Annotated in this window: 10 protein-coding genes; 8 read left to right on the top strand and 2 right to left on the bottom strand. The window is 34.6% G+C overall.

The annotated features are described in order from the left end of the window. Positions 1-33 precede the first annotated feature (33 nt). Complete coding sequence (locus tag MHI39_RS23085) at positions 34-1,191, top strand: DUF819 family protein (RefSeq protein WP_278891326.1); 1,158 nt, start codon at positions 34-36, stop codon at positions 1,189-1,191. A gap of 68 nt (positions 1,192-1,259) precedes the next feature. Further along, complete coding sequence (locus MHI39_RS23080; protein WP_342540302.1) at positions 1,260-2,321, top strand: dipeptide epimerase; 1,062 nt, start codon at positions 1,260-1,262, stop codon at positions 2,319-2,321. A gap of 350 nt (positions 2,322-2,671) precedes the next feature. On the opposite strand, the gene MHI39_RS23075 is transcribed toward MHI39_RS23080, so the two are convergent. Beyond that, positions 2,672-3,529: a flagellin gene (locus tag MHI39_RS23075; protein WP_058003220.1), complete on the bottom strand. Its 858-nt coding sequence runs from the start codon at positions 3,527-3,529 to the stop codon at positions 2,672-2,674. Positions 3,530-4,011: 482 nt separating this feature from the next. Here MHI39_RS23075 and MHI39_RS23070 point away from each other — a divergent pair, with 482 nt between their 5' ends. From MHI39_RS23070 to MHI39_RS23060, 3 genes are all read left to right on the top strand, one after another. Then, positions 4,012-5,925 (top strand): PTS mannitol transporter subunit IICBA, encoded by a 1,914-nt coding sequence (locus MHI39_RS23070; protein WP_342540301.1) that lies wholly within the window; start codon positions 4,012-4,014, stop codon positions 5,923-5,925. Positions 5,926-6,045: 120 nt separating this feature from the next. Continuing rightward, entirely contained in the window at positions 6,046-8,136 is a 2,091-nt protein-coding gene (locus MHI39_RS23065; protein WP_342540300.1) for a BglG family transcription antiterminator, read from the top strand. Positions 8,137-8,141: 5 nt separating this feature from the next. Next, complete coding sequence (locus MHI39_RS23060; protein ID WP_259548152.1) at positions 8,142-9,284, top strand: mannitol-1-phosphate 5-dehydrogenase; 1,143 nt, start codon at positions 8,142-8,144, stop codon at positions 9,282-9,284. A 57-nt stretch (positions 9,285-9,341) separates the two neighbouring features. Here the strand turns inward: MHI39_RS23060 and MHI39_RS23055 are convergent, their stop codons facing one another. Then, positions 9,342-10,280 (bottom strand): cation diffusion facilitator family transporter, encoded by a 939-nt coding sequence (locus tag MHI39_RS23055; protein WP_342540299.1) that lies wholly within the window; start codon positions 10,278-10,280, stop codon positions 9,342-9,344. Between the two features lie 263 nt (positions 10,281-10,543). Between MHI39_RS23055 and MHI39_RS23050 the strand changes: the two genes are divergently transcribed. From MHI39_RS23050 to MHI39_RS23040, 3 genes are all read left to right on the top strand, one after another. Beyond that, positions 10,544-11,161, top strand: coding sequence for a 3'-5' exonuclease (locus MHI39_RS23050; protein ID WP_058003215.1), 618 nt, complete (start codon positions 10,544-10,546; stop codon positions 11,159-11,161). 185 nt (positions 11,162-11,346) lie between these two features. Further along, positions 11,347-13,389, top strand: a complete 2,043-nt coding sequence (locus MHI39_RS23045) for a Na+/H+ antiporter (RefSeq protein WP_278891322.1) — start codon at positions 11,347-11,349, stop codon at positions 13,387-13,389. Positions 13,390-13,619: 230 nt separating this feature from the next. Then, entirely contained in the window at positions 13,620-16,403 is a 2,784-nt protein-coding gene (locus MHI39_RS23040) for a sigma 54-interacting transcriptional regulator (protein WP_342540298.1), read from the top strand. Positions 16,404-16,423: the final 20 nt, after the last annotated feature.

Genomic DNA, 16,423 nt, shown 5'->3' with positions numbered 1-16,423 from the left:
CGATAAAGTAGGTAATAAAAAGGGGAAATGTAGATGATTAAAGATGGATTCATGTATCTTAGTGTATTGGTCGCTTTTGCAGCTTTAATGGTTGCCTTTGAGAAAAAGTTTAGTAGTAACCGCTTTTTTAAATTTATTCCTGGTATTGTTCTTATTTATATCGGAGCAGCAATTATGCAAACCTGTGGCCTGTTTGCACATAATGAATCAACAGCTTCAGTTTATTCAAATGTAAAAGGTGCTCTACTTCCAGCTATGCTTGCGATCATGCTATTAAAATGTGATATCCGCAGCATCTTCAAATTAGGACCAAGAATGCTTGGAGGATTTCTAGTAGCAGTAATTAGTATAATGATTGGTTTTATCGTTGTTTATGTTGCTTTTCAGCATTTCTACATAAAGGATACATGGAAAGCTTTTGGGGCTCTTGCCGGTAGTTGGACAGGTGGTTCTGCCAATATGGTTGCACTTCAGGGAATATTGAAAGTGCCAGAAAATATCTTTGGCTATGCTTTAATGATGGATACTATTAACTATGCAGTGTGGGTCATGTTTATGTTTTGGCTCGTGCCATTTGCTGGTAGGTTTAATCGTTGGACAAAAGCTGATACTAGCTTCATTCAAAAAGGATTTGAATCAGCAAGCTCCGAGGAGCAGACTGGCATCCAATTTCAACACTTATTATATTTGCTTGGTATTGGTCTTTTCATTTCTTCATTTTCCACTTTTGCAGGACAGCATTTACCTGAAGTTGGAGCAGTGATCAATGGGACAAGCTGGACAATTATGATTGCTTCAGTCATTGGGTTAATTTTAGGACAAACTCCAGTAGCTAAAATTGCAGGCGCATTAGATGTCTCAAATGTAATGTTATATATTATTGTGGCACTGATTGCTTCTCAATCCGATTTTTCAAATATAGCTCAGGCACCAATTTATCTTTTATCTGGATTGTTAATCATGTTAATTCATTTGATTATTATGCTCTTACTAGGAAAACTCTTTAAATATGATCTCTTTACTCTTGGAGTGGCTAGCCTTGCTAATATTGGAGGTATGGCTTCAGCACCGATGTTAGCAGCAGCATATAACCGGGCATTAATTCCGATTGGTGTCATCATGGCTTTAATAGGTTCCTTTCTCGGAACGTATTTCGGTATGATTGTCGCAAAGATATTGAGTATCTTTTGATTAGTAAAAGTAATAAACTCCAACTATATGAAAACAGACTGATGGGAAATTGAAAGGAAGCGATCATAGTGATTATTCAGGATCTACAAGTTAACAGTAGAAAATTGCCCTTACATATGCCATTTAAAACAGCTTTAAGAATTGCTACAGAAATAGAGAGCATTGAGGTATCTCTCATACTTGAAAATGGAGTTATTGGAAAAGGAGCAGCGGCACCTACATTTGTCATTACTGGGGATTCATCAGAGGGAATGGAAGCAGCGTTAATAGGTCCAATAAAAAATGCTCTTATCGGTTTGGATATTACACTTTTTCAAACAGCACTTCAAAGGGTACAAAGTTGTTGTGTAGGAAATCCTAGCGCGAAGGCAGCCGCAGATATTGCTTTGCATGATGCTTATTGCAAACTATTAAATCTCCCGCTGCATGCCTTTCTCGGAGATAAAAAGCCCCTACATACTTGTATGACGATTGGCGTTGATACGCCAGAGAAAATGGCTTCTGATGCCATAAAAAGTGTCAAAGATGGATTTCAGATTTTAAAAGTAAAGGTTGGGGCAAATCCAGAGCTGGATATTGATCGGATCGAAGCGATTCAAGAGGTTGTAGATGAAACAACGAAGCTTCGGCTTGATGCAAATCAAGGATGGAAACCGAAACAGGCAGTTTGGTTAATCAATGAAATGGAAAAAAGAGAGTTTAATATAGAGTTTATTGAACAACCAGTTGTTAGTTACGATCTAGAAGGATTAAAATTTGTCACTGAGCGAGTTGGCGTTCCAATAATGGCCGATGAAAGTCTCTTCTCAGCGAAGGATACAATGAAACTCATTACTGGTAGATATATTGATCTATTAAATATAAAACTAATGAAATGTGGAGGAATATCCCAAGCGTGGACTATTGCAAGTATTGCTGAAACGAATGGTGTAGAATGTATGATCGGCAGTATGATGGAACCGGCGTTTTCGGTAGGCGCTGCCGCACACTTTGCAGCCGCCCATCCAAACGTAAAGTATTTTGATCTTGATGCACCACTTTGGCTTTCAGAAGAACCAGATGTCTTAAAGTATAATGGTGCGGATATTCAATTATCTGACTCACCGGGTATAGGGGTAGTAGAAAATTAAATAGATAAAACAAGTTGGTCTCAATCGTAAAAATCGTTGAGACCATTTTTTATTAAATTTATAGTAGTAGGAGGAATATAAAGGAAAATCAAGAAAAATAGAGATATAAGATGCTTGGAGTATACCCTTGAATAGAAAGTAAAGTATCGTTAATAGCGGTTATTAAAATGGGGATGAATATGGAAAAATAAAGTTAAAAATAACCGGCATTTGAGTATTTTTTATAGAATATAAAACTAGCGCAGAAGTGGGTAAAAGGTTAAGGGGCTTGTGAGAATCAACATTTAGTGAAAGTCAGTTGAAAATAAACGAGAGAATAGCTCTCTCGTTTATTTGTGGTAAATTTTATTCTAGTTCACCTTTAGTAATTGTAAAATCATACTTTGCTGTTGATTGGCTTGAGCCATCATGACCATCGCAACTTGTGCAAGGATGGATTGTTTCGTATACTCCATCATTTCCTTTGCAAGATCAGCATCGCGAATCCTTGATTCTGCTGCTGTTAGGTTTTCTGCAGTGTTTTCTAAATTATTGATTGTATGTTCAAGACGATTGCTGTAAGCTCCAAGTTTGGAACGTTGAGACGATACAGTCTTCATTGCCTGATCAATCTTATCTATTGCTGATGAAGCTGATTCATGCGAGGACATATCAAGAGTTCCTTTTGCTGTATAACCTTTCTCACCATTCCCACTGTCAGTTAATCCCAACTCTTCAGCACGCATATCTGATATTTCAATGACCATCGTTTGTCCTGCATTTGCGCCAATTTGGATCGTATATGAACTCTTTGAGCCATCCAATAATTTCATTGTGTTAAATTCAGTGTCGTTACCAATCCGTGTGATTTCTTCAGTAAGCTGGTCAATTTCTTCTTGAATCGCATTACGATCTGCATCACTAAGTGTGTCATTAGCAGCCTGCACTGAAAGTTCACGCATTCTTTGCAGAATCGAATGTGTTTCATTAAGAGCGCCTTCTCCAGTCTGAATAAGAGAGATCGCATCCTGAGCATTTCGGGAAGCTTGATTTAACCCCCTAATTTGTGCGCGCATTTTTTCAGAAATCGCTAATCCAGCAGGGTCGTCCGCTGCTCGATTAATCCTTAATCCCGAAGATAATCTTTCCATTGCTCGACTCTGAGCTGTAATTGCTCGATTATACATTCGATACGCATTCATTGCAGCAATATTATGATTAATAATCATGGGATTTTCACATTAGCAAACCATCTAGTACTGCTTTGCTAAAAGTTCCATTTTCCCTCCTTTCTTTAGTTATTTTTACTATTAAAAATGATATTCTAGCTGAATGTAATACTTTTGAGAGGTAAAATACATTTCATCCAGTATTTTACTAATCCCTCTTCTTTATATCGGTTAAGAACATAGGAATATGAAGGTGCCTTTTGAAGAAAAGTGGGCATTATATCCGTTCTTAAAAACGATTCACCCATCGTTATCGTGAGTACTTAACTTAAATAGCAATAATGTTTGAGAAAAGAGTCGAAATAAATGAATGAAGTCCTCCTGGTATAACCACTGTTGTACCTTGGATAATTCCTCATCCAATGTGAAACAATACCTTTGTCAATTCAATTGCGACAAAGTTAGCTTTCTTCATCATTGAATGAAGGTTTTCTGTGATTTAACATGGATAGTGTAAAATCTAATGAAAGGAAGAGAGCGAAATGGCTCAATCAAATATAAAAGTAGCTGTACAGAAGTTTGGTAACTTTCTTAGTTCTATGGTTATGCCAAATATTTCTGCTTTCATTGCGTGGGGATTGATTACGGCATTGTTTATTCCTACTGGTTTCTTCCCAAATGAAAGCCTTGCCAAAATGGTTGATCCAATGGTCACATATTTACTTCCGTTATTAATTGCTTATACCGGTGGTAAGCTTGTACATGATCAACGTGGAGCGGTAGTAGGTGCTATTGCAACGATGGGTGTCATTGTTGGAACAGATATACCGATGTTCTTAGGTGCAATGATTATGGGCCCATTAGGCGGCTATGTCATCAAAAAATTCGATAAGTTAATCGAAGGGAAGGTCAAAGCTGGTTTTGAAATGCTTGTAAATAATTTCTCCGCGGGGATTTTAGGTGGAATTTTAGCTATATTAGCATTTTTAGCCATTGGTCCTGCCGTTAAAGGATTAACTGGTTTATTAGTAGATGGTGTTGATTGGTTAGTTGGAACAGGGCTGTTGCCACTAACAAGTATTATTATTGAACCTGCAAAGGTCTTATTCTTAAATAATGCCATTAATCATGGTGTTCTATCTCCAATAGGCGTGGAGCAAGTAAAGGATGCAGGAAAATCGGTTTTATTCCTTTTAGAAGCGAATCCTGGTCCTGGTATTGGTGTATTGCTTGCGTATTGTATTTTTGGAAAAGGTACGGCAAAGAGATCTGCTCCAGGAGCAGCTATTATTCAATTCTTCGGTGGGATTCATGAAATTTATTTCCCATATATCTTAATGAAACCTATGCTATTCTTCGCTGTTATTATTGGAGGAGTAAGTGGGGTATTCACATTAGTTCTATTGGGCGGTGGATTATTTGCTCCTGCTTCCCCAGGAAGTATTTTAGCAATTGCTGCTGTTACACCACACACAGCTGGTTCATATATTGCTAACTTTGCTGGGGTTCTTGTTGCCGGTGTTGTTTCATTTCTTTTATCTGCACTTATTTTAAAAACAGGTAAGCAAACAGAAGAAAATATTGAAGATGCAGCAAGAAAAATGGAGGAAATGAAAGGTAAGAAAAGCTCAGTTGCTGATGTATTTGCTTCTCAACCAGGAGAATTTCCTGAAAATGTTCAAAAAATCGTATTTGCTTGTGATGCAGGAATGGGATCAAGTGCAATGGGTGCATCATTATTGCGCAAAAAGGTGAATGAAGCTGGTCTAGATATTTCTGTAACAAACACAGCAATTAGTAATTTACCATCGGATGCACAAATTGTTGTGACACAGGAAGAATTGACTCCACGAGCGCAAAATAAGCTTCCACAGGCATTCCATGTATCGGTTGATAATTTCTTATCTAGTCCCGAATATGACCAATTAATTGAGCGATTAAAAGGTGATGGAAAAGACAATCTACAAGAAATCGTTGAGGATGCAGAAGAAGCAGTACCTGGTCCAGAGGATAATGAAAATACAGATAATGACTTGCTTTTGGAAGAAAATGTATTTTTAAATCAATCCTTTGTCAATAAGGAAGAAGCAATCCGGTTTGCTGGTCGTGCTTTATATAATGCAGGATATGTAAAAGAAAGCTATATTGAAGCAATGATTGCACGTGATCAATTGACTTCAACATTCATGGGGAATGATGTAGCGATTCCACATGGTACGGAAGAAGCGAAAAAGGATGTATTAAAATCTGGGTTTACTGTTATACAAGTTCCAAATGGTGTAGACTTTGATGGAAATAATGTCCGTTTGATTTTTGGTATTGCTGGGAAAGATGGCACACACCTAGAAATATTATCTGGCATTGCCGTTACATGCTCTGAAATGGTTAATATAGAAAAAATGGTCGAGGCAAAATCTGCAAAAGAAATTATCGATATATTAAATAATAAAGAATAATTTTTTGTTGAAAATGTACCGATCACTTCATTATTAGAACTAGGAATAGAAAAGTGTTTTATACCACTTTTCTATTTCTGTATTTTCTCTTGTAATAATAATAGAAAAGAGATGGTAGCTATGTTTATTACTTCAAGGGAAAAAGCAATCATCGAGCTTATTATTAAAACATCTGGGAAACATACGGCTTTTTCCATAGCCACTTTTTTAAATGTAAGTGTCCGTACGATTCAGAGAGATTTGAAAACAATTGAAAAGATTCTCCATCAATTTCATCTTCAATTAATCCGAAATACAAAGGATGGATTAATGATCGAGGGGAAAAATGAACAAATTTTTCGTTTAATTCAACATTTAACAGGAAGTCAGCCGGTAGATCAACCACCACAAGAAAAAAAGCTCTTACTTTTTTTGAACTTATTACAGGAAAGTGAGTCATTCAAAATACAAGTTTTAGCAAATGAACTTGGTGTCAGTATTACTACTTTAACTGGATACTTAGACGAATTAACAGAATGGCTAAGGAATTTTAATTTAGTTATCAACCGAAAAAGAGGTGTGGGTGTTGAATTAAAGGGTACAGAAAAAAATAAACGAAAAGCTTTGGCTAGTTATTTTTTGCTTTATTTTAATGAAGAGCTTATTGAGAGTCTATTTTTACTAGAAAAGGGACAATCAAATCAAAATCAAAATCAAATCCTTTATTTTTTTCAACCTAATCGTTTATTAGATATCGATCATTTGGTAAATAATGAAGTGAACAGTCGACAATCTCGTTTGGCAGATAGTGACTACATAGGCCTTGTTATTCAAATTTACATTACGATGCAAAGAGTTACGGATGGTTTTCTTATTGAGAATGAAATAATTTCAAGAGATGATTCTGATGAATATCGTTTGATTATGAAAATATGTAGCGACTTAGAAAAGCGATTTTCTGTTAGGTTTAATGAAGGTGATTTGGACTTTCTGACTACCATTTTAAAAGGTTCTAAGCTACAGGAGGCAGTTAATATTCCATACGATAGTGTGGTATTGGGGCAAATGATTAAAAACGTGATCCAATATGTCTCGTCCCAATTACATATTGACTTAACAAATGATTTTTCATTATATCAAGGATTATTAGCCCATATGGAACCATCGTTATTTCGTTTGAAACAAGGTTTGAAGTTGTTTAATCCTTTAACTGAGGAAATCAAAAGGAAATATCCGGTGCTTTTTCTGGCTGTAAAAAATAGTGTGGAAAAGGAATTTAAAGAGATTGAGGAATTTCCAGATGATGAGATTGCCTTCATTGTTCTCCACTTTGGCTCTGCCCTAGTCCTGAGGGAAGAGGAGATTGCAATTAAAGCACTTGTAGTTTGTCCTACAGGAATTGGTACATCAAAAATGCTTGCAAGTAGATTAAAGAAGGAATTTTTAGAGATTGATTCGGTTGATATTAAATCAATTAAAGATGTTCAGTTGCAAAGGAATCTACAACAATATGATGTCATTCTTTCAACTGTTCGTCTTCCATTCTTAAATAAAGAATATATCTTAGTAAATCCACTTTTAAGTACAGAGGATATAGCTGTTATTAGAGGGTTTTTACAAAAAAATATTGAAAATCTAACAAAAAATAAATTATATAGTGGAACTCAAGAAAATTCCTCCTCCAAAAAATTACGTCCTTCTCTAATGGAAGTATTGAAGGAAATGAAAGATATACAATCAGGTATAGAAGCCATCCTTCAGCATTTCCGAGTGTATCGCGTGAAAGATACTAATGATTATAAACAAATTATGCAAGGGATGTTAGAGAAGGCTAGGAAGGAAAAGCTATTAACCAATGTCGAAAATGTTATGGACTCCTTAATCGATCGAGAAAGAAAAGGAGGTCTAGGAATTCCAGCAACAGGAATGGGATTATTTCATTGTCGAAATCGGTATGTACATCAATTAATTTTTCAAATTGCTCATTTGAATGAGCCTTGTTCGGTAATGGGAATGGATGGGCAAAACATGCAGATGAAAAGTCTTCTACTGATGTTGGCTCCAGAAGAATTAAGTTCTAGAGAACAGGAAATTATAAGCCTATTAAGTACTAGTTTAATCGAAAATAATGATGCTATCATGATGTTTTCATCAGCTGATGAAGCAGTAATTCGTAAAAAAATGGAATCCATTTTTTCAGACTATTTATTTACTAATTTGATAAAGGAATGAGATAATTGAAACAAGTTGTACATTTTGGCGCAGGAAATATTGGTAGAGGGTTTATTGGAGCACTATTTTCACAATCTGGCTATCATGTTACTTTTGTCGATATAGCAGATCAAATTATTGACCAATTAAATAAGGACAAACAATACAATGTAAAATTAGCGACGGATCAAAAAGAAACTGTGACTATTAGTAATGTATCTGGATTAAATAATTTAAAGCAAGAGACGGAAGTTGTAGAGGCCATAAAAGATGCAACATATTTAACGACTGCCATAGGGCCTACCATTCTTCCACGTATCGCACCATTAATCGCAAAAGGATTAATAGAAAGAGTCAAGACAACAGATGAAAAATTATATGTTATTGCCTGTGAAAACCAAATTTCTGCAACAGATTTATTAAAGGGCTACATAGAAGAGCATTTAGACGCAGAGACAAAGGCGCATTTATCGAATAAAATTTATTTCTTTAATTCAGCTGTTGACCGCATTGTTCCTATTCAAAATAACCAAGGATCACTTGATGTGCTTGTTGAACCTTATTACGAATGGGTAGTGGAAACAACAGAAAGCATTCCACCAGTTGAAGGGATGAAAATTGTCTCTGATTTAGCCCCATTTATTGAAAGGAAATTATTTACCGTTAATACAGGACATGCTGTTATTGCTTACTTAGGGTATCTTGAAAATAAAACAACAATCGACCAAACTTTGACTGACGAAGCTATTGTGAAGCAAGTCAAAGAGACTCTTGGCGAAACGGGTGCTTATCTGATTAAACAGTATGGATTAAATCCTGATGAACATGAACAATATATCAATAAAATTATTCAACGATTTAAAAATGCCTATTTAAATGATGCCGTTACAAGAGTTGGCCGCTCACCGATCCGTAAGCTAGGACCAAATGATAGGCTTGTCCGCCCAGCTACAGAGGCGCATAAAGCCGGACTTTCTTACACAAACCTTGCAAAAGCTATTGCTTCTGCTTTACTGTTCGATTATAAAGAAGATGAAGAAGCAGTGAAATTGCAAGAAATGATAAGTGCTCATGGTGTATCTCATGTATTGAAGGAAGTAAGCGGGTTAGCTGAGGACAGTGACATTACGAATGAAGTTCTAAAGCAATATGAACAATTAAATAAATAACTCCTACAAAAAAAGTCGCTAAGAAACTCAATTTTCTTTTGCGACTTTTTTTGTTTATTAAATTTTTAAATCACTATGGTTTAAAGATTTCGTTTCTATTTGTATTGTTGTATGTTCAATTTGAAATTTATCTTTTATTAAATCTATTGCCCGTTGAAGAATTTCTTGAGTATCGGCATGTTCTTCAACAAGAAGGTGGCAGCTTAAAGAATCTAATCCAGATGTAATTGTCCAAATATGAAGATCATGTACATTGATTACCCCATTAATTTGTTTTAAATAGGATTCGATTTCACTTTGATCAATAGTAATAGGGGTACCCTCCATTAGGATGTGTATGGATTGTTTCATTACACCCCATGCACTTTTTAAAATCAATAGAGCGACAATCACGGAAATAATAGGGTCAGCGATATACCAATCAAATAAAAGCATTAAGGCACCAGCAATAATAGCACCGACCGAACCTAAAGCATCTCCTAATATGTGTAAATAGGCACTTCGTAAGTTGACATTATTTTTTATGTCGCTTTTTCTTATAAGAGACCATGCACTTATTAAGTTTGCAATTAGTCCAATTGCTGCAATAACCATCATAGAACCACTAGCTACTGTAGGTAGTTCGAAAAATCGCCCATAGGCTTCCCAAACAATAATGCCAGAAATGATAAATAAGGTTAATCCATTAAATAAAGCAGCTAATATTTCAAAACGATAAAATCCATACGTTTTATTACGGGAAGCTGGTCTTTGAGCGAACCAAATAGCGAATAGGCTTAATATTAAAGAGCTGGTGTCACTTAACATATGACCAGCATCAGATAAGAGAGCCAAACTATTTGTGACAAGACCGCCGAAAAATTCTAATAACATGATCCCAGCTGTAATCGTAAGAGCGATAATTAATCCTTTTTTATTCCCTTCTCTTGTTTCCGCAAAATGACTATGACCATGATGATGTCCGTGATGATCGCCTGAATGATGGTGATGTCCCATAAAACAACCTCCTCATTATTTTAATATGTGATAAAAAAGCGATTAAAGACATAAAAAATGTACTAAAGCATTTAATTTTTATATATGAATATATATTCATATATAATATATATTCACAAGCAATATTTGTCAATAGTTAATAAAAGACGAAAATCATTTTGGGATAATTTAGTATTCAAAGAATGAATCACATATTTAAATAAAATGGTCATGCTTTGTTATAATGGAGGTAATTATAACGAATGTTGAAGAGGAGAGTCTAAATGAAGGATTTTATAGCTATTGATTTTGAAACAGCCAATCGAAATCGATATAGTGTGTGTTCGGTTGGTATGGTGTTTGTGGAAAATGATAAAATAGTGGATTCGATTTATTCATTAATAGATCCAGAGGAACCCTTTGATCCAATGAATATATCTGTTCATGGAATACAGCCGACGGATGTAGAAGGAGCTCCAACATTTAATACTTTTTATCAATCGATACAGCATCATTTAGAGAATCGATTAATTATTGCTCATAATTTAGCTTTTGATGGCTATGTATTAAGAGATAGCTTAGCTCGTTATAATTTAATGCCGGTTCCAAGTAAATTGCTTTGTAGCTATCAATTATCAAGGAGATTAATTGAGGGAATAGGGAGTTATTCCCTTAAATCTGTCTGTGACCATTTTGAAATTGATATTATAAATCACCATCATGCATTAAGTGATGCACAAGCATGTGCAGAGATAGTGTTGAATCTCTCCAGGGAGTATGAATTATTTAATTTAGATGATGTATTCTCCAAAACAAATATTAAAGCGGGTGAGATATCACCAGGTTATTATCGGTCTTCTTTAGTTTCTTCGTCCAAAAAAAGAAAAAGAGAAATATCATAAAATTACATAGATAAGTGAAAAAGGCTCGTATTGGGTCTTTTTTTGATGGCTTCAAAAGCTTGGTCTTTTCTACTTATTTCAGTTCTAATGTGCTGCCCCTCGAGGTAAAAAAAGTTTCATTTTTTGACGCATATTTCAATGAATATTTTCTAACGCTAACTGGTAAAAAAGGAGAATAAGAATGAATGGAAATGTTTTTAATTGTTCTCTCACTTTTAGCTATTATTGGTCTCTCTAATATTGTTAATCACTTGATCCCGTTTATTCCTGTTCCTCTTATTCAGATAGCTCTGGGTATTTTGGTAGCCATTCTTCCATTCGGAATTCATGTACCAATGGAAACGGAGTTATTTTTAGTCCTATTTATCGCACCACTTTTATTTAATGATGGCAGACATGTATCAAGAAAAGCCCTTTGGCGCTTACGTACACAAATTTTATTGCTGGCATTAGGACTTGTTTTTGTTACAGTCTTTGCTATTGGATTTTTAATTCATTGGATGATCCCTTCTATTCCTCTCCCAGCTGCTTTTGCTTTAGCTGCTATTCTATCCCCTACAGATGTGGTAGCAGTAAGTGCAATGTCCAGTAGAGTACGCATGCCTAAAACGGTCATGCATGTTCTAGAAGGAGAAGGACTAATGAATGATGCATCTGGTTTAGTAGCATTCAATTTTGCCGTTGCTGCGACAGTAACAGGAGTTTTTTCATTAGTAAATGCAAGTGTGAGCTTTTTAGTGATTGCTATAGGAGGTTTCGTTGGAGGAGCACTTCTTGCCATCATTATCATTCGTTTTAGAGTGTTAATTCGACGCTTTGGTATGGAGGATGTAACCATTCACATGTTAATCCAAATCCTCACACCCTTTATTATTTACTTAATAACAGAGCATTTTCATCTTTCCGGTATTTTAGCTGTTGTTGCTGCTGGTATTGTACATGCGATTGAAAAGGATCGAGAAAAGTCTCCGACGGTCGAGTTGCAGATTGTTTCCAATAGTACGTGGACAGTGATTCTATACATATTAAATGGACTTGTTTTTGTACTGCTTGGATTACAAATTCCTAGTGTCGGGAATGAAATTTTTAAAGATCCGTTATTTAATAATATCATTGTTATTAAATACATTTTGATTATCACTGCAGCACTGCTTTTACTTCGATTTATCTGGATTTATTTTTCCTCATGGGTAGGATGGAAGCTAAAAAAAAGGAAAATTAGAAAGATTGATCTTAATCAAATAGGTATTACTACAATATCTGGTGTAAGGGGAGCAGTTACACTGGCTGGTTCGTTTTCTATTCCCTATTTTTTAAATGATGGAAGTCCTTTTCCAGAACGCTCATTAATTATTTTTATTGCGGCTGGGGTTATTTTAGTCACGCTAATCATAGCTAGTATTTTTTTACCAGTCATGGCTAAGTCTGAAATAGGAAAAAGGGAAGCTGAAAGAGAAGCGATGGAAAAGGTCGCGTTAATTCGATCAAAAATAGCTGCTATTCGTGCAATAAGAGAAGTGATGAATGACGAAAATCGTTCTGCAGCTTTTTCCATTATCTCCATTTATAATAGTAAAATTAATCAATTAAAATACACAAATAATGAAGAGGATTCCTTTCAAGCGAGAAAATTGGATAAGTCTATTCGGATGAAGGCTCTTGAAGCAGAATCAAATTATATTGAAAAATTAGTAAGAGAAAAACAAATCGACCGAACGGTTGCTTATTTATCTCAAGAATATATTCAAAGAATGGAAATCGCTATTACGAATCACATTAAATTTCGAGTACTGGTGATGTGGAGTTTAATTAAAAGAAGTATCCTTCAACTATTCCAGCTATTCCTTCCAAAGAAGAAAGAAAGACGAAAAAAACGCAGGGAAAGATATACAATGATGCTTCAGCTAAAGATGAAAATGGCGGAGGTAGCCATTAAGGTATTAAAAGAAGGAATGACACCGGAAAACAGAAATATTACATATATTATTATTGGCGAGTATAATGAGCTTTTGACAAAATTACAATTAGTAAAAAATGCTGATGCCTCTAAAAAATATGCAAGAATGGAAAGAGAGCTACAGGATAAGGCGTTTCAAGCGGAGAGAGATGAGGTCCAGAAAATGTATGAAAAGGCCCATATTACTATTGAGGTTGTTAGAAAACTACGTCAACAAATTAATATAAGAGAAGCATATTGGATGGAAGAGAATACTATACATGATGCATGATCAATTCTAAGTTGATGCTGGAAATTAGTTGGTCTTGTAAATTTGAATGAAAAAGGGAGTCGCCTATAGGTGCTCCCTTTTGTTGTCTACGGCATGTTAGGATGAATCCGTTTAATGATAAGCAAGGTGTGTTGATATTTAAGGGAAATAAGGTAAAATGAAAACGAATTTATTTTCTAATGATTTCAAATAAATCAAATTGTCTTTCGCACAAATGAGGTGGAACAAAAATGTTAAAAGATGATTTACTTTCATTTTTAAATAGGGAGACAAAGGATTTTGAATGGGACAATCCGTCAACATCATTTACTGCGTCAAAACTATCAGAATTATTCAATGTTAAACGGAATACTGTCAGTCATTATCTTAATCAATTAGTCCAGGAGGATAAAGTGATTAAGATTAATACAAGACCAGTTTATTTTTTGAGTAAGTTTGTTTTTGAACAAACTTTTTTTACAGTAAATAAGTCTATCTATGACAGCTTACAAGAATTAAAGGAGAGTCAACTTGAGACGGAAATTTATCCATGTCCAGACTTATTTGATGAATTAATTGGTTCGAAGGACAGCTTATATAAAGCGATTGAACAAATTAAAACATCAATTTTCTATCCAGATGGTGGCTTACCGATCATGATTAGTGGTCCAACAGGTGTAGGGAAAAGCTATATTGCGAATTTGATATATCGCTACAGTATTGAAAAAGGAATTCTAGCTGAAGATGCTCCATTTATTAGCTTTAATTGTGCTCAATATGCTAATAATCCTGAATTATTATCAAGTAGTTTATTTGGATATGTCAAAGGTGCCTTTACAGGGGCCGATTCTATGAAAGCAGGCTTGTTAGATGCTGCAGATGGAGGAATCTTATTTCTAGATGAAGTGCATCGATTAAATGAAGAAGGACAAGAAAAGTTGTTTAGCTTTCTTGATCAAGGTGTGTTTCGGAGAATGGGTGAGAACGAAGGATCTCATCAAGCAAAAGTACGTTTTATTTTTGCAACCACGGAAAATTTAGAAAAAAGCTTTCTAAGTACATTCTTACGAAGAATTCCTATTCGTGTCATTATTCCAAGTCTGAATGATAGAAGTGAGAAAGAAAAAAAGCAATTGGCTTATATGTTTCTCATTAATGAATCAAGGAAATTTAGTTTACCATTACGTATATCAAGCAGGGCGCTAGATGTAATAATAAAGCATCATTATTCAGGGAATATTGGAGACTTTAAAAATACAATTAAATATATTACTGCTTCATCCTATATGAAAAATAGAGAGAAGGAAGAAATATCTATCAAGTTACATGATCTACCTGATATTATTTTAGAGGATACGATTCGATTTGCTGATCAGAAATATAGGCAAAATAATGATATTTTAATTTTCCCGACTTCAACATTAGATCAACTGTACGAATCGAGTTTATCTAGGTTCCAGCAGATAAAAAAAACATATGATAATATTTTAGACTCTTATGACCGCAGTCAAATAAAGCAGCAAGATATGACTGTTTTTGAACAGCAAGTATTCAGCGAAATTCTAGCTCTTTTCGACAAGCTTATTTTCGATACTTCTAAAGAAAATACGAGTGTGATGATGGAAATAACAACTGTGAATGTTCAAGAAATTATCCGTTATCTAGAAAATGCATATAATGTCAAATTTAATGGGAATAGTGTTTATGCAATGGCACATTTTCTTTACTATAAAGGAAATACTGAAATACACTGGACTGATAAACAGGAAGTAATAATCACTGACCTGACAAGCTTTGTTGATGAGAATTGCAAAATGGAACAACAACTAGCAAAACAATTTGTTCATTTGCTGGAAAGCAAGCTTGATGTGAAGTTGTATAAGATGGATGAAATATTTTTAACCTTTTATTTACGAAGTATGACGATAGAGCGTACGAATAATAAAGTAAAGGCAGTAATTTTAGCACATGGCTATGCTACTGCTAGCAGTATTGCGAATGTAGCTAATCGTTTACTTCATAAAAATGTCTTTGAAGCGTTTGATATGCCTATTGATGTTTCAGTTGGAGAGATTGCTTCTAGAGTCCTAAATTACATTGAGTCGAATGATGTATCAAAAGGGCTAATTCTTTTAGTAGATATGGGTTCATTAAAGGATATCTATTCACAATTTAAAAAAGAGGTAAATGGACCAGTTGCAATTATTAATAATGTGTCTACACAAATGGCCTTATTCCTTGGAGATATGTTAGGCAAGAATTTATATATAGAAGAAATGATTGAAAGGCTTCAGGATGCAAGTAAAACTGAATATAGTATCATTTATCCGGAAGTAAATAAGGAAAAGGTTATTGTAACTACATGCTTAACAGGAATGGGAACAGCTATTCAAATTCAAAAGCTTCTTGAGGCTAGCATTCCAGAAGAATTAGATATTAAGGTACTTGCTCATGATTATAATCGATTAAAGGAACATGGTACATCAGAAGCTATTTTCCAAATGTATCAGGTACTGTCAATTGTCGGAACAGCCGATCCTGGACTTCCTTTAGTAGACTATATCTCCTTAGAAGATTTAATTTCTGGTCAAGGAGAGGCAAAATTAAGGAAGATATTTAAACCCTTTTTGAATGAAGATTGTATTCAAGTGATAAATAATAATTTAATTAGAAATTTTTCTCTTGAACGTGTAATTGAGTCGATTACTATATTAGATACTGAGAAAATTCTAACGCATGTCGAAGCGTTTCTTCATCAATTAGAAGTACAATTAAATAAGCGTCTTACTAATGATAAAAAATTAGCTTTGTATGTACATATGAGCTGTTTGGTTGAGAGACTGATTCGGCAGGCACCGATTGAAACTTATACAAATATTGAGGAATTCGAACAGTGTCAAAAAGAAATGATATATTCTATTAAAGAGGCATTTAGTGTCATTGAAAATATTTATAATGTCAAAATCAATATAGCAGAGATTGGTTATATTTACGATTACTTAATTGCTGAACCTACTGATAGTAGTGAATTTTAATATTATTTGAAACATTTTGT

The sequence above is a fragment of the Heyndrickxia sp. FSL K6-6286 genome (genome assembly GCF_038630395.1).
In the GTDB taxonomy this organism is placed as follows: domain Bacteria; phylum Bacillota; class Bacilli; order Bacillales; family Bacillaceae_C; genus Heyndrickxia; species Heyndrickxia oleronia.
Note: the sequence above shows the minus strand (reverse complement) of the source record. Positions and strands in the feature narration are given on the sequence as shown.